Genomic DNA, 20,929 nt, shown 5'->3' on the forward strand with positions numbered 1-20,929 from the left:
AATCCCCCGCGATCCTCAAGCTCAAGACACGGAGACAACCGAATGATGAAGCTCAAGCAACTGACCCAGGCCGCCGCGCTGTGCGCGCTGATGGCCGCCGGCGCGGCCCAGGCCGGCGAGGTCGAGGTCCTGCACTGGTGGACCAGCGGCGGCGAGGCCAAGGCCGCCACCGCGCTGAAGGCCACGCTGCAGAAGCAGGGCCACACGTGGAAGGACTTCGCGGTGGCCGGCGGCGGCGGCGATTCCGCGATGACGGTGCTGAAGTCGCGCGTGGTGTCGGGCAACGCCCCGGCCGCCGCGCAGATCAAGGGCCCGTCGCTGCAGGAATGGGCCGCCGAAGGCGTGCTGACCAACGTCGACGCCGTCGCCAAGGCCGGCAAGTGGGATGAGGTGATCCCGCCGGTGGTCGCCAACATCATGAAGTACCAGGGCCACTACATCGCCGCGCCGGTCAACGTGCACCGCGTGAACTGGCTGTGGGTCAACCCCGAGGCGCTGAAGAAGGCCAACGCCAAGCTGCCCACCACCTGGGACGAGTTCTTCGTCACCGCCGAGGCGCTGAAGAAGGCCGGCCTGATCCCCGTCGCGCACGGCGGCCAGAACTGGCAGGACTTCACCACCTTCGAGGCGGTCGCCCTGGGTGTCGGCGGCACGGACTTCTACAAGAAGGCGCTGGTGCAGCTGGACCCGGCCACGCTGACCGGCCCGCAGATGGAGAAGGTGCTGACCACCTTCAAGCGCATCAAGGACTACACCGACAAGAACGCGTCGGGCCGCGACTGGAACCTGGCCACCGCGATGGTGATCAAGGGCGAGGCCGGCATGCAGATCATGGGCGATTGGGCCAAGGGCGAATGGGTCGCCGCGGGCAAGACGCCGGGCAAGGACGTGCTGTGCGTCGCCGCCCCGGGCACGCAGAAGGCCTTCACCTTCAACATCGACTCCTTCGCGCTGTTCAAGCTGAAGAACGCCGCCAACGAGAAGGCCCAGCAGGACCTGGCCACCGCGATCATGTCGCCGGACTTCCAGGAACTGTTCAACCTGAACAAGGGCTCGATCCCGGTGCGCACCGGCATGAAGATGGACAAGTTCGACGACTGCGCCAAGCAGTCCGCCGCGGACTTCGCCGCCGATGCCAAGTCGGGCACCCTGGTGCCGTCCATCGCCCACGGCATGGCGGTCTCCGCCGCGGCCGAAGGCGCGATGAAGGACGTCGTGAGCCAGTTCTGGAACAGCGACAAGATGACGGCCAAGGACGCCCAGGCGAAACTGGCGTCGGCCGCCAAGACGAAGTAATCGTCACAGGCGTCGCCGGCGTCCTCGACGACACCGGCGACGTCGGCCCCGAGGGCGCGGACCCATCGCACAGACTGGACCGCCCCGCTCCGTAGTCCCGACGCGCCGCCCGCGGCGCGTTCCTCAGGTCCGCGCCTCCGCATGTCCTCCTCCCGAGCCTCCCCAGCCCCCCGAGCCCCTCGCAGCCCCTGGCTTCCGAAGCTGGTCGTCGCGCCGACCTTCCTCGTCTCCTTCCTCTTCATCTACGGCCTGATGGCGTGGAACGGCTACCTGTCGCTGTCCGCGTCGCGGCTGCTGCCGAACTACGAGTTCGTCGGCCTGGACCAGTACCGCGCGCTGTTCGACAACGAACGCTGGTGGCTGGCCCTGACCAACCTCGGGATCTTCGGCGCGCTGTTCATCGGCGGCGCGATGGCCGTGGGCCTGCTGCTGGCCATCCTGCTGGACCAGAAGATCCGCGGCGAAGGCGTGCTGCGCACGGTGTACCTGTACCCGATGGCGCTGTCCTTCATCGTGACGGGCACGGCGTGGAAGTGGATCCTCAATCCCGGGCTGGGCATCGAGCACCTGATGCAGCAGTGGGGCTTCGAGAACTTCAGCTTCGGCTGGCTGGTCGATCCGGACATGGCGATCTACTGCGTCGTCATCGCCGGCGTGTGGCAGTCGGCGGGCTTCGTGATGGCGTTGTTCCTGGCCGGCCTTCGAGGCATCGACGATTCGATCATCAAGGCCGCGCAGGTCGACGGCGCGTCGCTGCCCCGGATCTACTGGCGCATCATCATCCCCACGCTGCGGCCGGTGTTCTTCTCGACGCTGATGGTCGTGGCGCACATTGCCATCAAGAGCTTCGACCTCGTGATGGCCCTGACCGCGGGCGGCCCCGGATACGCCACCGACCTGCCGGCGACCTTCATGTACACGATGGCGTTCTCGCGCGGCCAGATCGGCCTGGGCGCGGCCAGCGCCACGGTGATGCTCGCCACGATCGCCGCCATCGTCGTCCCCTACCTCTATTCCGAGCTCCGCTCGAAGCAGTGACCGCGAGCGCCGCCCCATGAGTACCCTCACCTCCCCCTCCCGTCCCCCGTCCGGTCCTCCCTCCTCGGGGGGATCCCGCAGCCTGACCGCGCAGCGCGTGCTGCTGTGGGCCGTGCTGCTGGTGTTCGCCTTCTTCTTCCTGCTGCCGCTGTACGTGATGGTCAGCACCTCGCTCAAGAGCATGGACGAGGTCCGCAACGGCACGCTGCTGTCGGTGCCCATGGCGCCGTCGCTGGCGGCCTGGTCCAAGGCCTGGACCAGCGCCTGCACCGGCACCGACTGCGGCGGGCTGAAGCCCTTCTTCATGAACTCGGTGTTCATGGTCGTGCCGGCGGTGCTGATCTCCACGGCGCTGGGCGCCATCAACGGCTACGTGCTGACCAAGTGGCGCTTCCGCGGCAGCGAACTGCTGTTCGGACTGCTGCTGTTCGGCGTGTTCATGCCGATGCAGGTCGTGCTGCTGCCGATGAGCCAGGTGCTGGGCACGCTGGGCATCGCCAGTTCGGTCTGGGGCCTGATCCTGGTCCACATCCTGGCCGGCATGCCGTCCACGACGCTGTTCTTCCGCAACTACTACGCCGGCCTGCCGGACGAACTCATCAAGGCGGCGACGCTGGACGGGGCCTCGTTCTGGCAGATCTTCTGGCGCATCGTGGTGCCACTGTCCACGCCCATCCTGGTCGTGACGCTGATCTGGCAGTTCACCTCGATCTGGAACGACTTCCTGTACGGGGTGGTGTTCTCCGGCGCCGACAGCAAGCCGATCACGGTCGGGCTGAACAACCTGGCCAACACGTCCAGTTCAGTCAAGGAATACAACGTGGACATGGCCGCGGCGCTGATCGCCGCGCTGCCGACGCTCGTGGTCTACGTGGTCGCGGGCAAGTATTTCGTGCGCGGGCTGACCGCCGGCGCCGTCAAGGGTTAAGGAGTCAAGCATGGGCGCGCTCGCCATTTCTCAAGTCCGCAAGAGCTACGGATCGGCCGACATCCTCAAGGGCATCGACCTGTCGATCGAGGCCGGCGAATTCCTCATCCTGGTCGGCCCGTCGGGGTGCGGCAAGTCGACGCTGCTGGCGATGATCGCCGGCCTGGAGCACCCGACCTCCGGCGCGATCCACATCGGCGACCGGGACGTCACCTACCTGCCGAGCAAGGACCGCGACATCGCGATGGTGTTCCAGAGCTACGCGCTCTACCCGAACATGAACGTCGCGCAGAACATCGCCTTCGGGCTGGAGATGCGCAAGGTGCCGAAGGCGCAGCGGGACACGACGGTGCAGCGCGTCGCGAAGATGCTGCAGATCGACCACCTGCTGGACCGCAAGCCGGGCCAGCTGTCCGGCGGTCAGCGGCAGCGCGTGGCGATGGGGCGTGCGCTGGCGCGGGATCCGAAGCTGTTCCTGTTCGACGAGCCGCTGTCCAACCTGGACGCCAAGCTGCGCATCGAGATGCGCGCCGAGATCAAGCTGCTGCACCAGCGCACCAAGACCACCACGGTCTACGTCACCCACGACCAGGTCGAGGCGATGACGCTGGGCGACCGCATCGCGGTGATGCGCGACGGTCTGGTGCAGCAGTTCGGCACGCCGGAAGAGATCTACACGCGACCGGCCAACCGCTTCGTGGCCGAATTCATCGGCTCGCCGACGATGAACTTCGTCCAGGCCGAGCGCGACGGCGGCGGCGCGCTGGCGGCGCAGGGCGTGACCCTGCCGGTGGACGCGGCGCAGCAGGCGTCGATCGATGCCGCGGGCGGCGTGCTCTACGGCGTGCGTCCGGAACACATCCGGCTGGCCGACAACACGGACGTGCGCGCGGGCGGCATGCCCGGCGTGCTGAAGATGAGCGAGCCGACGGGTCCCGAGACCTATCTGCTCGTGGACACGCCGAGCGGCCCGATGACGGCGCGCGTCTCGGGCAACCCCCACCTCAATGTCGGTGACGCGGTCCGCCTGCAATGGGAGGCGGCATCGGCCCACCTGTTCGACGCGAAGGACGAGCGCCGCCTGGCGTGACGGCGTCGGGGGGACCGGCGGGTCTCACCCGCAGCCAGACCGTTTGCGCCGCGAGCACCGCGGCCAGCGCCAGCGCGATCCAGGCGGAACCGTCGGAGCCGGACATCGGCGACGCGGTCTGCTTCACGTAGACGCCGATCAGGCCCCACACCGCGGCGCCGGCATACCCGAGCGCCGCGAGGCCGGTGCCCGGCGCGTGCAGGCGCGCGTTCGCGACCAGCAGCAGCAAGGCGGCCAAGGCCCACAGCACCAGCGTCCAGGGCAACTGGTCCTGCGTCGGCAGCACCTGCGCCGCGACGACGGTCTGCGCGGTGTCCAGGAAGGCCGCCAGCGACAACCAGCCCGCGTGCAGCGCGAGCGGGAACACGGCCAGCCATGACTGCGCGCCGCGCGGCATCGCGCGCGCCACCAGCATCAAGGCCCACAGCAGGCTCGCCAACGCCGCCCAGATGACGGCGAGCGCCAGCCCGAACCACTGCTGCGAGAACACGATCATCCAGCTCGCGGTCAGCGCGAAGCCGATAACAACCAACCAGTGGCAGCGATGGGAATCGCGGTGCCCTTCCCTGTCCGGCACCGGCTGGCCGCGCAGCAGCCACACGGCGAAAACCAGGTCGAGCAGGAAGATCACCCCCCAGATCGAAAAGGCGTAGCCGTCAGCCACGAGCAGCGTCGGGAAACGGTCGGAGATGGCGCCGTTGTCCGGGCCGAAGACGCCGCGCTGGGACGCCCACGCCACCAGGGGCATGGCCAGCGCGCTGAGGATGACGAGGATCTGGAGCATGTCCGATCATGGGCAAGAGACATGCCTCAGGCAAGCCAAGCGCGGGCTCTCCACGACTCAGGGGGCGTCCCTCCGGGAACCCCCAGAGCCATTCCGGCCCCACCGGCATTCGCTGACCCCGCTCCTTCGATCGGCAGGGCATCCGACGATTCACTGTTGATCCATACAGCTATGATCGCGGCATGTCCGATGCCCTCGCCGACGCGCCGCATGACGTCTACGCCGACCTCAATCCCGAGCAACGCTCGGCGGTCGAGCACGGGCTCGACTCCTCCGGCCTCGAGTCGCACGGACCGCTGCTGGTGATCGCCGGCGCAGGCTCCGGCAAGACCAAGACGCTGACCTCGCGCGTGGCGCGCCTGATCCAGTCCGGCGCCGACCCGCAGCGACTGCTGCTGCTCACCTTCTCGCGCCGCGCCGCGGGCGAGATGGAACGCCGCGCGGGGCGTGTGCTGCACCGGGCGTTGGGCCTGGCCTCGACGCAGGCACCGCCGCGTTTCCCATGGGCAGGCACCTTCCACAGCGTCGGCGCGCGCCTGCTGCGCGAATACGCCCATCGCATCGGCCTGGCGCCCAACTTCACCATCCTCGACCGCCCCGACGCGGAGGACCTGATGGGCCTGCAGCGCCAGGCGCTCGGGCTGGCCGAGACGACCGAGCGCTTTCCGCTGAAAGGCACCTGCCTCAACATCTATTCCCGCGTGGTCAACAGCGAGGCGCGGCTGGACCAGGTGCTGCAGGAACACTTCCCCTGGTGCTTCGCGGTCCATGACGAACTCAAGCGGCTGTTCAAGGCCTACGTCGAGGAGAAGCAGCACCAGCAGCTGCTGGACTACGACGACCTGCTGCTCTACTGGTCGGAGCTGATGAGCGACGACGCCCTGGCCGCGGAGTTGGGCGAGCGTTTCCAGCACGTGCTGGTCGACGAGTACCAGGACACGAACCGGCTGCAGGCGACGATCCTGAAGCGGCTCAAGCCGCGCGGCGACCGGCTGACGGTGGTCGGAGACGACGCGCAGGCGATCTATTCGTTCCGCGCGGCGGAGGTGCGCAACATCCTGGAGTTCCCGGCGCAATTCGATCCTCCCGCGCGCGTGGTCGCGCTGGAGCGCAACTACCGCTCGACGCAGCCCATCCTGGAGGCCTCCAACGCCGTCATCGCGATGGCGCGCGAGCGCCACGAGAAACGCCTGTGGACCGACAAGGCGTCGAGCGAGCTGCCGCATCTGGTGACGGTGGACGACGAGGCGCGTCAGGCGCAATGGGTCGCCGACAAGGTGCTGGAGCGCCGCGAGCAGGGCCTGAAGCTGACGCGTCAGGCGGTGCTGTTCCGGACGTCGAGCCACGCGGCGCCGCTGGAGCTGGAGCTGACGCGGCGCAACATCCCGTTCGTCAAGTTCGGCGGCTTGAAATTTCTTGACAGCACGCATGTGAAGGACGTGCTGAGCGTGTTGCGCTGGGCGGAGAACCCGCGCGGTCGACTCGCCGGTTTCAGGGTCGCGCAGTTGCTGCCGGGCTTCGGACCGGCGAGCGCGAGACGCCTGCTCGATGCGATGTCGCCCGCGGCGGATCCCGCGCAGGCGCTGCGTGATTTCGAAGCGCCCCGCGCCGCCGCGGCTGCGTGGGCCGCGTTGCGCGATCTGATGCTGCCGCTGATCTCGGGCTCGAGCTGGCCGATGGATCTCGAGGAGGCGGTGCAGTGGTACGCGCCGCACCTGGAGCGGCTGTACGACGACGCGCCGGTGCGGCTGGCCGACCTGGAGCAGATCACGCGCATCGCGCAGGGCTACGGATCGCGGGAGCGTTTCCTGACCGAGCTGACCCTGGATCCGCCGGACGCGAGCAGCGACGAGTCGGGCGTGCCCTTGAAAGATGAGGATTACCTGATCCTGTCGACCATCCATTCGGCCAAGGGCCAGGAGTGGAACGCGGTATACCTGTTGAACTGCGTGGACGGCTGCATGCCCTCGGACCTGAGCACCGGCGCGCAGGCGCAGATCGAGGAGGAGCGCCGGCTGCTCTACGTGGCGATGACGCGGGCGAAGGACCACCTCGCGGTGATGGTGCCGCAGCGCTTCTACGTGACGCAGCAGACGCGGCACGGCGACCGGCATCTCTACGCGAGCGTGTCGCGTTTCCTGCCCGGCAAGGTGGTGCGCCACTTCGAGAAGCTGGGTCCCGCCAACCAGACGCAGGCGCCGCTGCCCGAGCTCGTGAGACCGGCGATGGATGTCGCCGCGAAGCTGCGCAAGGCCTGGGACTGAGCATCCCATCGGGGTGGACTGGATCCTCCGTCGCGATCGGGTCAGCGTCGGCTGCCGCGAGCGCGAGTGCGAGCGCGATTCTCTCGAACGGATCCGCCAACACCGCATCAGAGTGGCTGAAGAGAGGTCGCTGCATCGTGCGGCCGTCCGCGCGCGTAACGCACGTTACGGGAAGACGGGATGGCGGTCCGTCGCGAAGAACTTAAACTTCGCGACGGTCAACCCCTGACCCCCGCCTCCCCGGACCCAGCCGCCAGCCCAGCCCGACCGCCGTGACGATCCGCGACACCGTTCTCCGCACCCTTGCCCACACCAACTGGAAGCTCGCGCTGCCGGCGCTGATCCTCACCTGCGGCTGTCTGATCGTGCAAGCCGCCAGCGACGATCCCGAGGTCGTCGTTCCCACGGCCGCTCCGACCACGGCGGCCATCAGTCCCAACGGCGTCCTGACGCCCGCGCCGGCCGGTGCGTCCGCGCCGACGCCCACGGCATCCTCGCCCCTGATCGCCAGGTCGCCGGGCACCGTCGTCGCCCCCACGCCGTCCGACGAGCCGCTCATGAAGCTCCCGGTCAACGCCCGCCACATGCTGGTGGTCGACGACAGCGGGCGCGTGCTGATGTCCAAGGAGCCGGACACCGTCGTGCCCATCGCTTCGCTGACCAAGCTGATGACGGCGATGGTCGTGCTGGACGCGAAGCAGGACATGACCGAGGAAATCAAGATCGATGACGCCGACGTCGACCGCCTCAAGCACAGCAAGTCGCGCGTGCGCGTCGGCGCGACGATGAGCCGCGAAGCGGCGCTGGAGCTGGCGCTGATCTCGTCCGAGAACCGCGCCGCGTCGGCGCTGGCCCGCCACTTCCCTGGCGGCATGCCGGCCTACGAGGCCGCGGTCGTCGCCAAGATCCGCGCGCTGGGCCTGTCGCACACCGCGCTGGCCGACCCGACGGGCCTGTCGCCCAACAACACCTCGACGGCCGCCGAGGTCGCCCGCATCGCCGCCGCCGCGGCGAAGTACCCGGTGATCGCGCGCATCAGCAGCGACAAGTCCAGCGCGGTCGAGGTCAACGGCCGTCCGCGAGAGCTGCGCAACACCAACCACCTGGTCGGGGCCAAGGGCTGGGACATCCGCCTGTCCAAGACCGGCTACACCGAAGAAGCCGGGCGCTGCCTGGCGATGCGCATGAAGAGCGGCGGCCAGACCATCACGGTCATCCTGCTCGACGCCGACGGTTCCGCGCAGCGCCTGCGCGACGCGGCCGCGATCCGCAAGTCGCTGGCGAAGATCGCCGCGGCCTGAGCTGACTCCCCCTTGACGTCGGTGTTCCCCCACTGATGGGTGGACCAGCGGTTCTTTTGCCGCTGATCAAACATCCATCGGATTCGGCATTCGCGCCACGCCGTTCGGGCGTGATCACTTCTAGCATTTGCGGCTTCCCTCACCGCATGTCCAGGAGTAGCCGCATGCACCCTCATTCCCAGAACGCCACGAGCGCCAAGCCGGGTACGCACCCGCAACCCGACATCCACCACGTGATGTATCGACTCGACCAATTGGCCGGCGAGACCCACAAGCTCCGCGAGGAGATGCAGGCCGGCTTCGCTCAGGTCCACGGCGAATTCCTGGCCATCAGGAAGGATCACGAATCCTTCAAGAAGGAACTTGCGGAGCAGCGCCTCGAGTACACCAAGGAATTCAGCCAGTGCCGCGCCGAGTTCAAGGCCGATCTCAATGCAAGCCGCGCCGAGTTCAAGGACGGGCTCGCCGCAAGCCGCGCCGAGTTCAGGGACGAGCTTCACGCCATGCGCGACAAATTCTGCAAGGATTTCGACGTCATGCTCGATCGCTCCAGGATCGACATGAAGGAGTTCGTCGCTTCTGTCGTCGCTACCGTCGACGACCGCATCAAGATGAGCGGACAAGCCTCGGACCTCCGGCTGATCAAGTGGTGCGCCCGGGCCGCCATCAGCTCATCCGCCGCTGCGGGTAGCCTTGCGTAACAACAAGCTGCTCCGCTGGTGCGCCGGTTCTGCGGCCGGTTCGTCGGGCCTGGCCTACCTGATGTCGCGGCTGCTGTCGTGACCGCGCCCCGGAGGGCGCACGGTTCGCGCCTCCCTCCGTCACCCGCAGTAGGCCCCGTCCTACCCGTCCGATGAGCCGCCGGAGCTACTGTCGAGCCATCTCGGCAGACTGCGTCCCGCCCTCATGGCCCACCCCTCCGCTCCCGCGACGGACCTGCCGCCGTCCGCGCCGTCCGCTCCATCCGCGCCACCCGCGCCCAAGAAAGCCCGGCGACGTCGTCCGCCGCGCCTGTCCGCCGCCGCCTGGCGCCAGTTCATGCAGATCGCCAGACCCTACTGGCTCGGCGACCAGCGCAAGGCCGCCTGGGGTCTGCTGCTGCTCATGATCGTGCTGATGCTGTGCGAGACCCAGCTCGCCGTCATGCTCAACGACAAGACCGGCGAGATGACCTCCGCCCTCGCCGAGCGCAACCACTCGCGCTTCTGGCTCGCGGTGCGCGACAGCCTCATCGTGCTGGGCTTCGCCGTGCCCGTGTACGCCTTCTACTACTACATGCGCGACGCGTTCTCCAACCACTGGCGGCGCTGGCTCACCGGCAGGTTCCTCGACGGCTACCTCGACGGGCGCAAGTACTACGAGATCGGCGCCGGCGCGGCGGGTGACATCGACAACCCCGACCAGCGCATCTCCGAGGACATCAACACCTTCACCGGCCGCTCCACGCATTTCATGCTGCTGATGCTGGGCTCCCTGATGCAGCTGGTCGCCTTCTGCGCCGTGCTGTGGTCGCTGTCGAAGATGCTGGTCGCCTTCCTCGTCGTCTACGCGACCGTGGGCACCTTCCTCGCGCTCTACGTCTTCGGCTCGCCGCTGATCCAGCTCAACTTCTGGCAGCTGCGCCGCGAGGCCGACTTCCGCTTCGGACTCATGCGCCTGCGCGAGAACGCCGAATCCATCGCCTTCTACCGCGGCGAGCCCCAGGAACGCGCCCACATCGAAGGCCGCTTCGAGTCCGTCTACCAGAACTACTGGAAGCTGATCCGCAAGCAGCGCGCGCTCAACCTCTTCCAGCGCGGCTTCAGTCAGCTGACGCTGGTCGTGCCGGCGGTGATCCTGGCCGAACGCGTGCTGTCCGGCGATCTCGAGGTCGGCGCCGCCGTGCAGGCCGCCGGCGCCTTCGCGGCGGTGCTGACCGCCGTGTCGCTGATCGTCGACAACTTCGAGAGCCTCAGCCGTTTCGTCGCCGGCATCGACCGGCTGCATGCGCTCTCCGAGGTCATGCACAAGCGCAAGCCCCGCCACGAGCGCGCCCGCGAGAAGATTGCGACGAAACACGCCGAGCAACTCGCGCTGCGCGGCCTGACGCTGTACACGCCGCAGTTCGACCGGCTGCTCGTGGAGAAGCTCGATGTCGCGCTCCGGCCCGGCGAGAGCCTGCTGATCACCGGGGTCAGCGGCTGCGGCAAGAGCTCGCTGCTGCGAGCGATCGCCGGCCTGTGGCGCTGCGGCGAAGGAACGATCGAGCATCCACCGCTGGAGGACGTCTTCTTCCTGCCGCAGCGGCCCTACCTGCAGCCCGGCACGCTGCGCAGCCAGATGATCTACCCGGACACCACCACCGAGCTCGACGACGACGCGCTGCGCGCCATCCTCGACGAGGTCTGCCTGCCCGAACTCGCCGACCGCGTCGGCGGTCTGGACGCCTCGCAGGACTGGGAAAAGCTGCTGTCCATGGGCGAGCAGCAGCGCCTGGCCTTCGCGCGGGTGCTGGTGCGCACGCCGAAGATGGTGATCCTCGATGAGGCCACCAGCGCACTGGACAGCTGCAACGAGCGCCGACTCTACGAGCGCCTGTGCCGCGACGGCGTCACGCTGGTGAGCATCGCCCACCGCCATGCCGTCCTGCAGCATCACACCCACGTGCTGCGACTCACCGGCGGCGGCGCCTGGCAGCTGCATCCCGCCGAGGGCTACGATTTCGATGCGGTGGAGGCGGAGGCCGAAGCGGCCCGTGAAGCCGCGCTGGACAGCGCGCTGGCATCGAAGCTCGGGAACGGCGCGGAGACGGGGCCGGTCGCCGCACCGACCGAGAAGACGAGCGGGAAGCCGAGCGGGAAGGAGTCGCGATGAGCACCTGGACGGACGAGGTCGTCGAGACCGTGCGATCCGAATTCTCCGACGTCCCCGACGTCGCGCAGATCACCCGCATCGCGGTGCGCCTGCTGTTGGCGGCGGTGCTGGGCGGCATCCTCGGCTACGAGCGTGAGCACCACGGCAAGGCGGCGGGCATCCGCACGCACATGCTGGTGTCGCTGGGCGCGGCGCTCTTCGTGCTGGTGCCTCAGCACGGCGGCATGGCGCTGGCCGACATGAGCCGCGTGCTGCAGGGCGTGATCGCGGGCATCGGCTTCCTGGGGGCGGGCGCGATCCTCAAGCTCAAGGACGAGGAGCAGGTCCACGGCCTGACCACCGCCGCCAGCATCTGGATGACCGCCGCCATCGGCATCGCCTGCGGGCTGGGCCGCGAGGCCACGGCCGTCTTCAGCATGCTGCTGGCGCTGCTCATCCTGGCGGTGCTGCCGCTGTTCACGCGACCGCATCCCGGGAAGCAGGACGACGAGGCCCCGCCAGCTTGATCGCCTGCGGCACCGGCCGCGGGCGTTTCGTCAACGCGGTCCCCAGCCTGGTGCTGAGCTTCATCCGGTTGTTGATGGCCCAGCCGCTCGCGTCCAGGATGGGACCGAGGCTGCGCTGGCGCAGCTTGAGCCAAGCGATCAGCATGCTGGGGCCGGAGATCGACAGCACGATGCCGAGGACGCCCAGCGGGATCCACCAGCCGAGTTCGATGAAGCGCCCGAACAGGCCGACAATGACCGTGCTGATGCTTCCCAGCGCGACGCCCAGCGCCGCCACGGTGCCGACGTCGACGCGGCGACCGGGCAGCGGAAGCCCCGCCGGCGGCGGGGTCCCGGCCGGTACGGCCGCGTTGGCCGCCATGGCGGTCGCGGCCGGCGGCAGATCCGCCGTCGCGACACGTCCCGCGAAAGTGCCCAGCTTGCCCTGCTGCGTCGAGTCGCTGGCCGCGGCCCGCTTGGCCACCTGCTCCTCGACCAGGCGCACCAGCTTCTTGTACGGCGACAGGAAGGCCTGGCCCACGCTGATGGGGTTCTCGATCACCTTGACGATGCGCGCGTCCCAGTCGTGGCCGTCGCGGTCGTAGAACAGGCCATTGCGTCCGACGAACAGGAAGTCCACGTCGCCCGCGCTGACCACCGCCACGCGCGTGCGCTTCTGGTTGAGGCGCTCGCACTCGACGTACACGAGGTAGGCCTTCGCCAGCCCCGCGATCGGCGCATGCCTGGCCGCATCGGCCACGTCGACGCACAGCTCGCAGGCGCGACCGTCGACGAACAGCGTACCGGCCTGGAAGATCGCGCCGCGTCCTTCGTAGAAATCCTCGAAGGACACGAAGTTGCGGGCGAGCCGCAGCAGGTGGCGCTGCAGCAGCAACAGCTTCTCGAGATCGTTCAGCGCCGCGTGACGCGGCGCGGCGGCGCGGTCGTCCTCGACCTGCTTCAGCAGGCGCGCGCGCACGTCGTCGAGATGTCCGCCAGGCTGCCCGGCGGCGAGCGAGGCCACGACCTCGACGCCCAGCGCCGCGACCGGCCCCGTCGGCTGGCGCCGCTGCCACTCCCGGCAGGCCCGGACCTCGTCCTTCAAGCTCAGCCAGTCACGCTCGTCCAGGCTGTCACCGAAGTCGGGCTGCAAGGCCTGCTTGCGCAAGGCGGCAAGCGCGCCGCGCCAGGCGGGATTGGCGCGATCGTCCAGCGGCAGCGCCGCGCCTGGCGACACCGGCGCGATGGGCATCTGCCAGAGCACGCCGGCCTCCAGCGACAGCAGCCCGGTGGCATGCGCCTTCAGTTGCTCGGGATCGGTGGCGTTGAGCGTCGCTGCGGCGGACGCGTCGTAGCTCGCGAGCCGGCAACGCGCGAAGAAGTCCTCCACCTTGTCATGCACCGCCTGCACGGCCATCGCTGCCGCGCGGCGGCCCGCGCAGCCGGCTTCGGCCTCGCCCTCTCGGTGCCAGGCGAGCAGCGTCGCCGCCTGATCGAAGAAGGCCTTGATCCGGGTCTCGTCGATGCCGGGCTGGCCGCCCGCGTCGGCGACGGTGCCCATCGCCTCGCCGATGCGCTGCGCGATGGCGCGATCCCCGGCGTCCTCGATCGCCGCCAGCGGCACGATGCCGTCGCCGTTGTGCCGTTCGGCGGCGAGGTGGGACTGTCGTTCGCGGACCTCGTCCAGACCGATGTCGGATTGCCGCGCATGTCCCGTCAGGTCCAGCGTGCGTCGGAGTTCCTCCGCCAGCGCGCGGCCTTCATCGGTGTCCGCCAGGGAATCCGGCGCGAGCCGCGCGTCGCCGCGCAGCAGTGGCTGCCAGTCCTTGAGCCGCGCGCCGACCCATTCGGCGGCGGCGATCAGCTCGGGCGCGCGGATGCGGCCGTCGCGATCGAGGTCGATGAGATCGAGGGTGCGTTCGTCGAATTCAAGGCCGCGGGTGGGACAGGCCAGCGCGACCCAGCGTTTCTGGTCGAGGTCGCGGAGATGCAGGAGGTCGTCGGCGGACTCGATGCGCGCTTGGTCCGCGCCGCCCGCCCTGAAGAATCGCCAGGGATGTGTCATTGAAGCGCCAGGCGGCAAGCGACGTGCCGCCGGCCCTCCGCCCGGGCGAATGTCGGGTCCGCGTCATGGGGCCGGCGTCGCCACGTGCGAACGCCGGACCGTCACTCCCATCCGCGACGCGGGCATGACAGTTGCCGCTCCTTGCGCTAGGGTCGACACACCGGAGGCGACCCGGAGCAGCGCGCATGGACCTCGACACCGTCTCTTACGTTTTCCAGAGCCTGGATGGCACATTCACCATCAAGCCGCGACTGTCGCGGCGCTGGCGCGTGAAACACGACAGCATGCCGTGGGGGGATTCCTTCGCTTCGGCGGAGGAAGCGGCCAGGGCGCTGTCCGCACGCTTCGCCGTGCCGGCCGACCTGAACGAATGGACGGAGATCGGCGACTTCCATACCGATGTCGGAGGATTCCACCTCTGACGCGGTACGGCCGGGGCGCCTCGCGCCTCGCGCCTCGCGTGTCGCGTCTCGCGCCTCACGCGTCACGCCATACGCGACGCTTCATGCGGGCCAGACCGCGCCGCCGCCGACCGCGTGACAACGCGAACCTGCCGGCAGGCCGGCCTGCGTGGTGCCGGTGAAGGCACCGAACGCGGGCAGGATCATCAAGCCCTCGGATTCAGCGAAGCACGGCAGCCGGTGACGCTCGTGCGCACGACCGTGCAAGGTCGTCGCGGGATGCAGATGCCCGGCGAGCACGTAGGCATGGTCCACGCGGCGGGGATGGTGACAGGCCGCGAACGGGCCCATCGCATGAGGCTCATCGACGATGTCGAAGCGCAGCGACGGCGGCGGGTCTCCGGCGCGGCTGTCGTGGTTGCCGCGGATCAGCAGGCACGCGACGCCCGCATGCCGCTCCCGCCAGCGATGCGCGGGCTCCAGGACCAGCGGCTGCTGCGCCGCGGCGGCATGCAGGAAGTCGCCGAGCACGACCAATCGCCGCGCGCGCCGTTCGTCGATCAGCGCGCTGAGGCGGTCGAGGTTGTCGCGCGTCGTGCCCGAGGGCACCGGCTGTCCCAGCGCGCGGAAGCTCGCGGCCTTGCCGAGGTGCACGTCGGCCACGAACAGCGTGCGCGTCGCGGGCCACCACAGGGCGCGCCCGGGCAGCAGCCAGACGCGCTCGCCGGCGAGCGTCGTCGCGAGCGCGCCCTGCGGCGGATCGTCGCCCGTCGTCATCGTCGCCGTGTCCCCTTCCGTCATCGCCGTGCCCTCGCGGCCCGGTCCGACCGCCGGCCGCCGGGACGGCGCGCAGGCGCCTCGCCACGCGTCTCCAACGCGAGCGAGTCCTGCACCGCGTGGACGGCCTGACTCGCCTGGATCGCGAACTGCGGCGAGTCCTTCTTCGCGAACACCGCCAGCGCGCGCTCCGCGGGCTGGCGAGCGGTGCCGACCGCCTCGCCGCCGGCGCTGCGCTCCAGTTCCGACACCATGCGCGCGATGCGATCGCCCAGCGACTCGTTGCTGAGCTTCTCGCGGAAACGCTCCACCATCAGCGGGAAGGCCAGCGGCGTCGGTTTCTTCAACGCATGCACCTGCAGCGTCTGCCGTTCCATGCGCGCCAGGGCCGCCGCCAGGTGACTCACGTCCAGCTCCTGCGTCAACAGCTCCTGCTCCGCCTGCACCAGGAGCCGGTTGCCCGGATCGTGCTGCTGGAAGACCTCGAAGAACAGCGTCGCGGACGCTTGCAGCTGCCGGTTGCTGCGACGTTCTCCGGGATGGCTCTGGAAGATCAGCCCCGCGATGCGCGCGATCTCGCGGAAACGCCGTCGTGCCAGCTCGGTCGCGTTCAGGCTGGCGAGCACCTCGCGCAGCAGCTCGTCCATCGGCGGCAGCGTGAGGAGCGCGGGCAGGCGCGTTCCCCAGTCGATCGGCTTGGCGCTGAGCAGCTCGATGCCATAGTCGTTGAGCGCGATCGAGAAGGTGCCGGTCTCCGGCTGAGCCGCGCGCCACGCGATCAGTCCGGCCAGGCCCAGATGCACCTGCCGCCCGGCGAAGGGGTACAGGAAGAGATGCCAGCCCTCGCGCGACTTGAGCGTCTCCGCCACCAGCGTGTCGGGACCGGGCACGCCGGACCAGCATCGCTGGATGTCGATCAGCGGCCGCACGCACTGCATCTCGGGTGAATCGAAGCGGCCTGCGTCGGCGTCGGCCAACTCGCGCAGCACCGCGTCGGCGAGCGTGCTCGACAGCGGCATGCGACCGCCGTTCCAGCGCGGCAAGGCGGCGCGCCCGGACGTGGCGCGCCGCACCAGTGCCGTCATCTGCTCAACCCGCACCAGCTCCAGCAGCCGGCCGCTGAACATGAACGCGTCGCCCGGTTTCAGGCGCGCGATGAAGCCCTCCTCGACGCTGCCCAGCTTGCCGCCGCTGAGGTACTGGACGCTGATCGCCGCGTCGCTGACGATGGTGCCGATGTTGACCCGATGGCGTCGGGCCAGGCGCGCGTCGGGCACGCGCCAGACACCTTGGTCGTCGGGCACGACGCGGTGGTAGTCCGGATAGGCCGTCAGCGAGGGACCGCCCTGTCGCACGAAATCCAGGCACCACTGCCAGTTCCCGTCGGCGAGCGCCTCGTAGGCGACGGTGCCGCGCACCTCGGCGAGCAGTTCGTCCGGGCGGAAGCCGCCGCCCAGCGCCACGGTGACCAGGTGCTGGACCAGCACGTCCAGCGGCGCGCGCGGGCTGTGCCGCGCCTCGATCCGGCCGTCGCGGACGGCCGCGCGGGCGGCGGCGGCTTCGACCAGCTCCAGACTGTGCGTCGGCACCAGCGTGATCCGCGACGGCCGGCCCGGCGCGTGGCCGGAGCGGCCGGCGCGCTGCACCAGCCGCGCGACGCCCTTGGCGGAGCCGATCTGCAGCACGCGGTCCACCGGCAGGAAGTCCACGCCGAGGTCGAGGCTGGAAGTGCACACGGCGGCCTTCACGCGGCCCTCCTTGAGACCGAGCTCGACCCATTCGCGCACCTCGCGGTCCAGCGAGCCGTGGTGCAGCGCCAGCACGCCGGCCCAATCGGGACGCGCCTCCAGCAGCGCGCGGTACCAGCGCTCGGCCTGCGATCGCATGTTGGTGAAGACGAGGCAGCTCACGCTGGCCTCGATCGCCGCCACCACCTGCGGCAGCATGCGCAGGCCCATGTGACCCGCCCAGGCGAACCGCTCGGCGGTCTCCGGCAGCAGCGTGTCGATGACCAGCGTCTTGTCGGTCTCGCCGTGGACGATGACGGCCTCGGCCTGGGCCTCGGCGTCGGCGTCGGCGACCGCCGTGCCCTGCAAGGTCCGCATGGCCTCGTCGAGATTGCCGAGCGTCGCCGACAACCCCCAGGTCATCAGGGCACTTCCACTGCCGCCGGCCCTCTCCGCCGCCCTCTCCGTCGCCCTCTCACCCGCCCCCTCCCGCAAGCGGGAGAGGGCGCGAGACGAGGCGAAGCGACGCAGCCGCGCCAACGCCAGCTGCGTCTGCACGCCGCGCTTGTTGCCCATCAGTTCATGCCACTCGTCGACGACGACCAGCCGCACCTGACCGAGCTGATCGCGCGCGTCGGCGCGCGACAGCAGCAGCGAGAGGCTCTCCGGCGTCGTCACGAGCACGGTCGGCAGCCGTCGGTCCTGCGCGGCACGCTGCGCCGAGGTCGTATCGCCGCTGCGCAGCGCGGCGGTCCAGCCGGGGCACAGCGCCGCCATCGGCGCTTCGAGCGCGCGCAGCGTGTCGGCGGCCAACGCGCGCATCGGCGTGATCCAGAGGACCGTCAGCGGCGGTGCGATCGATCTGCCGCCATGTACGCGCGCCTGGGCGCCGACCTCATCGCGCAGCGCCGCCAGCGCACCCAGCCACACCGCCAGCGTCTTGCCGCTGCCGGTACTCGAATGCAGCAATCCTCCGCGGCCGCGCGCCATCTCCTCCCACACACGACGCTGGAACGGAAACGGCGCCCACCCCTTCTCCTCGAGCCACGCATCGACCGCCGCCAAGCCGCCCTCCTCCGGTCCCCTCACGCGCCTCCCTCCGGCAGCAAGGCTTGCAGCGACTGCAAGGTGTCGGCCTCCTCGACCGGCTTGTCCTCGCGCCGGCGCAGCATGCGCGGAAAGCGGACCGCGATGCCGCTCTTGTGCCGACCGCTGCGCGCGATGCCTTCGAAGCCGAGTTCGAACACCATCGTGGGCGTGACGCTGCGCACCGGGCCGAAGGTCTCGGTGGTGGTCTTGCGGATCACCGCGTCGACATCACGGATCTCGGCGTCGGTGAGCCCGGAGTACGCCTTCGCGAACGGCACCAGCTGGCGTGCCGGATCGCCCGGCGCCCCGTTCCACACCGCGAAGGTGTAGTCGGTGTAGAGGCTCGCCCGCCGCCCGTGCCCGCGCTGCGCGTAGATCAACACCGCGTCGATCGACAGCGGATCGATCTTCCACTTCCACCAGACGCCGACGTCCTTGGTGCGCCCCACGCCATACCGTGCGTCCCGGCGCTTGAGCATCATCCCTTCGACGCCGAGCGCGCGCGCCTGCTCGCGCTGGCGTGCGAGATCGGACCAGTCGGCGCCTTCGATCAACGGGCTGAGTTCAAGTCCCGCCAGCGCATGCGCCGCGACCAGGCGCTCCGAGCGCGCGCGCCGCTCCTGCTGCGGCCGATCGCGCAGGTCCTCGCCGGCGTCCTCCAGCAGGTCATAGACGCACAACGCCACCGGCAGCTCGCCGAGCAGCTTCGCGCCCAGCGTCTTGCGGCCGATGCGCTTCTGCAGCGCCGCGAACGGCATCGCGCGGCCGTCGCGCCAGACGAGGATCTCGCCGTCGAGCACCGTGCCGTCGGGCAGCGCCTCGCCCATCGCGCGCAGCTCCGGGAATCGGTCGGTGACGAGTTCCTCGCCGCGCGACCAGATCGCCGCCTCGCCGCCGCGCTTCACCAGCTGAGCGCGGATGCCGTCCCACTTCCATTCGACCAGCCAGTCCGCCGCCGGACCGATCGCGGCGTTGAACTGTTCGACGGGCTGATTGAACGGATGCGCGAGGAAGAACGGATACGGCTGCAGGCCGCGCGTCGGGCCGTCGGCGCCGTCAAGGTCCGCGGGCGCGATCAGCGCCGCGTAGTCCGCCGCGGACGGCGTCGCGCCGATGTGCGTGTAGCCCATCAACCGCTGCGCGACGAGCTTGGCGTCCAGGCCGCCGACGGCCGCCAGCGCCTGCGTCACCTGCAGTTTGGACACGCCCACGCGGAACGCGCCGGTGATCAGCTTGAGATGGACGAAGCGCTGCTCGACCGCCAGGGCGGCCCACTGCGCCTGCAAGGTCAGCGCGAGCGCCTCGGGCGGCTGGCCGCGCAAGGGCAGCAGGTGGCCGCTCATCCATTCGGACAACGGCCGCTCGAGCGCCTGAATCGGCTCGGGCAGCAGCAACGCGATCGTCTCGGCCAGATCGCCGACGGCTTCGTAGCTCTCGTCGAACAGCCACTCCGGGAGCCCGGCCGCGAGCCGGGCCTGCTCGCGCAACAGCTTCGTGGGCACCAGTTGCCGCGGCTTGCCGCCGGCCAGGAAATACACGGCCCACGCGGCATCCTCCGGCGGCGCTTCCCGCAGATAGGCCTGCAGCGCGGACTGCTTGGCGAGGCTGGACGTGGACGCGTCGAGTTCGCGGAACAGAGCGGCGAACGCCTTCATGCCGGCGCCTCACCATCGGTCGCATCGGTCGCATCGGCCGCATCGGACGTCTTGACCTCATCGGCCGCATCGGCCGCGTCGGTCGCCCCCTCCGCCTCCTCCGCGCCGTACTCGGTCACGAATCCCTGCGCCTGCAATCCCTGCTCGCCCAGCCACCGCACCATCGTCGCCACGCTGCCGTGCGTGACGAAGACGCGCTCGGCGCCGGTGCCGCGGATGGCCGCCATCAGGCCCGGCCAGTCCGCATGGTCGGACACGACGAACCCCCGGTCGACGCCGCGCCGCCGCCGCGTGCCGCGCAGCTGCATCCAGCCGCTGGCGAAGGCGTCGGAAAGATCGGGGCCGAAGCGTTTCAGCCAGGGCGAGCCCCCGGCCGACGGCGGCGCGATGACGAGCGCGCGCGACAACGCGGCCTTGTCCAGCGACGGGTCGGCCGCATTCAAGGTCGGCGGCAACGGCACGCCCGCCGCGCGGTAGACGGCGTTCAAGGGCTCGACCGCGCCATGCGACACGATGGGCCCGATCGACGCGTCCACGCCGTGCAGCAGCCGCTGCGCCTTGCCCAAGGCGTAGGCATAGAGGACCGACGGCCGGCCCGCCGCCGCGTTGCGGCGCCACCAGGCGTCGATCTCCGCGAACAGCGCCGCCTGCGACGGCCAGCGATAGATCGGCAGGCCGAAGGTCGACTCGGTGATGAAGGTGTCGCAGCGCACCGGCTCGAACGGCGCGTTGGTGCCGTCGGCCTCCAGCTTGTAGTCGCCGGACGCGACCCAGACCCGTCCGCCGTGTTCGAGCCGCACCTGTGCCGATCCCAGCACGTGGCCGGCCGGATGCAGCGAGACGCGCACGCCGTGATGCTCGATCGCCTCGCCGTAGGCCAGGGTCTGCAGCGTGATGTCCGCGCCCAGCCGCCGCCGCAGGATCGCCGCGCTGTCGCGATGGGCCAGGTAGTGCGCGCTGCCCCAGCGCGCATGGTCGCTGTGGGCGTGCGTGATGACGGCGCGGTCCACGGGGCGCCACGGGTCGATGTAGAAGTTCCCGGGGGGACAGTACAACCCCTCCGGCCTGGCCACGACCAGATCGACCGGCTCCCGCGCGCTCCTGGGCGTGTTGCCGTCGTCCGTCCCGCCGCCGTTCCCGATGTCCATGCGGACCGATGCTAGCCGCCTCGCTCCG

General features: G+C 69.8%; 16 protein-coding genes. 10 read left to right on the forward strand and 6 right to left on the reverse strand.

Features of this window, described 5'->3' with window-relative positions:
• Positions 1 to 42 precede the first annotated feature (42 nt).
• The 4 genes from PV762_RS18330 to PV762_RS18345 all read left to right on the forward strand — a co-directional run bounded on the left by PV762_RS18330 (position 43) and on the right by PV762_RS18345 (position 4,352).
• Positions 43 to 1,296 carry an ABC transporter substrate-binding protein gene (locus PV762_RS18330; protein WP_421036435.1) on the forward strand — a complete coding sequence of 418 codons (1,254 nt, stop codon included), beginning with the start codon at positions 43 to 45 and terminating at the stop codon, positions 1,294 to 1,296.
• A 141-nt stretch (positions 1,297 to 1,437) separates the two neighbouring features.
• Positions 1,438 to 2,334, forward strand: a complete 897-nt coding sequence (locus PV762_RS18335) for a carbohydrate ABC transporter permease (RefSeq protein ID WP_421036436.1) — start codon at positions 1,438 to 1,440, stop codon at positions 2,332 to 2,334.
• A 16-nt stretch (positions 2,335 to 2,350) separates the two neighbouring features.
• A complete protein-coding gene (locus PV762_RS18340) occupies positions 2,351 to 3,262 on the forward strand; it encodes a carbohydrate ABC transporter permease (RefSeq protein WP_421036437.1) in 912 nt (303 codons plus the stop codon).
• Between the two features lie 10 nt (positions 3,263 to 3,272).
• Positions 3,273 to 4,352 (forward strand): ABC transporter ATP-binding protein, encoded by a 1,080-nt coding sequence (locus PV762_RS18345; RefSeq protein WP_421036438.1) that lies wholly within the window; start codon positions 3,273 to 3,275, stop codon positions 4,350 to 4,352.
• Here the strand turns inward: PV762_RS18345 and PV762_RS18350 are convergent.
• Complete coding sequence (locus PV762_RS18350) at positions 4,267 to 5,136, reverse strand: hypothetical protein (RefSeq protein ID WP_421036439.1); 870 nt, start codon at positions 5,134 to 5,136, stop codon at positions 4,267 to 4,269. The two genes, PV762_RS18345 and PV762_RS18350, sit on opposite strands and share 86 nt — an antisense overlap.
• Positions 5,137 to 5,318: 182 nt before the next feature.
• Here PV762_RS18350 and PV762_RS18355 point away from each other — a divergent pair, with 182 nt between their 5' ends.
• The 5 genes from PV762_RS18355 (at position 5,319) to PV762_RS18375 (ending at position 12,060) form a co-directional block, all read left to right on the forward strand.
• Entirely contained in the window at positions 5,319 to 7,400 is a 2,082-nt protein-coding gene (locus tag PV762_RS18355) for an ATP-dependent helicase (RefSeq protein ID WP_421036440.1), read from the forward strand.
• 272 nt (positions 7,401 to 7,672) lie between these two features.
• Entirely contained in the window at positions 7,673 to 8,701 is a 1,029-nt protein-coding gene (locus tag PV762_RS18360) for a serine hydrolase (RefSeq protein ID WP_421036441.1), read from the forward strand.
• 164 nt (positions 8,702 to 8,865) lie between these two features.
• Positions 8,866 to 9,402 (forward strand): hypothetical protein, encoded by a 537-nt coding sequence (locus PV762_RS18365; RefSeq protein WP_421036442.1) that lies wholly within the window; start codon positions 8,866 to 8,868, stop codon positions 9,400 to 9,402.
• Between the two features lie 337 nt (positions 9,403 to 9,739).
• On the forward strand, positions 9,740 to 11,554 hold the full coding sequence (locus PV762_RS18370) for an ABC transporter ATP-binding protein/permease (protein ID WP_421036647.1): 1,815 nt from the start codon (positions 9,740 to 9,742) through the stop codon (positions 11,552 to 11,554).
• Complete coding sequence (locus PV762_RS18375; RefSeq protein ID WP_421036443.1) at positions 11,551 to 12,060, forward strand: MgtC/SapB family protein; 510 nt, start codon at positions 11,551 to 11,553, stop codon at positions 12,058 to 12,060. The genes PV762_RS18370 and PV762_RS18375 overlap by 4 nt, the downstream gene beginning before the upstream one ends.
• Here PV762_RS18375 and PV762_RS18380 read toward each other — a convergent pair.
• Positions 12,011 to 14,104, reverse strand: a complete 2,094-nt coding sequence (locus PV762_RS18380; protein ID WP_421036444.1) for a hypothetical protein — start codon at positions 14,102 to 14,104, stop codon at positions 12,011 to 12,013. The two genes, PV762_RS18375 and PV762_RS18380, sit on opposite strands and share 50 nt — an antisense overlap.
• Positions 14,105 to 14,289: 185 nt before the next feature.
• On the opposite strand from PV762_RS18380, the gene PV762_RS18385 reads away from it, so the two are divergent.
• Positions 14,290 to 14,526: a hypothetical protein gene (locus PV762_RS18385; protein ID WP_421036445.1), complete on the forward strand. Its 237-nt coding sequence runs from the start codon at positions 14,290 to 14,292 to the stop codon at positions 14,524 to 14,526.
• Between the two features lie 81 nt (positions 14,527 to 14,607).
• Here PV762_RS18385 and pdeM read toward each other — a convergent pair whose 3' ends face one another.
• The 4 genes from pdeM to PV762_RS18405 are packed head-to-tail and all read right to left on the reverse strand — an operon-like array spanning position 14,608 to position 20,901.
• Positions 14,608 to 15,306 (reverse strand): ligase-associated DNA damage response endonuclease PdeM, encoded by a 699-nt coding sequence (pdeM, locus tag PV762_RS18390; protein ID WP_421036446.1) that lies wholly within the window; start codon positions 15,304 to 15,306, stop codon positions 14,608 to 14,610.
• Entirely contained in the window at positions 15,303 to 18,074 is a 2,772-nt protein-coding gene (locus tag PV762_RS18395; protein WP_421036447.1) for a ligase-associated DNA damage response DEXH box helicase, read from the reverse strand. The genes pdeM and PV762_RS18395 overlap by 4 nt, the downstream gene beginning before the upstream one ends.
• Positions 18,075 to 18,094: 20 nt before the next feature.
• The gene (locus PV762_RS18400; RefSeq protein WP_421036448.1) at positions 18,095 to 19,753 is read right to left on the reverse strand and encodes an ATP-dependent DNA ligase; all 1,659 of its coding nucleotides are present in this window, start codon (positions 19,751 to 19,753) and stop codon (positions 18,095 to 18,097) included.
• On the reverse strand, positions 19,750 to 20,901 hold the full coding sequence (locus PV762_RS18405; RefSeq protein ID WP_421036449.1) for a ligase-associated DNA damage response exonuclease: 1,152 nt from the start codon (positions 20,899 to 20,901) through the stop codon (positions 19,750 to 19,752). Before PV762_RS18405 ends, PV762_RS18400 begins: the two co-directional genes overlap by 4 nt.
• Between the last annotated feature and the right edge of the window lie 28 nt (positions 20,902 to 20,929).

The sequence above is a fragment of the Mitsuaria sp. CC2 genome, assembly GCF_048957715.1.
Lineage (GTDB): Bacteria > Pseudomonadota > Gammaproteobacteria > Burkholderiales > Burkholderiaceae_C > Roseateles.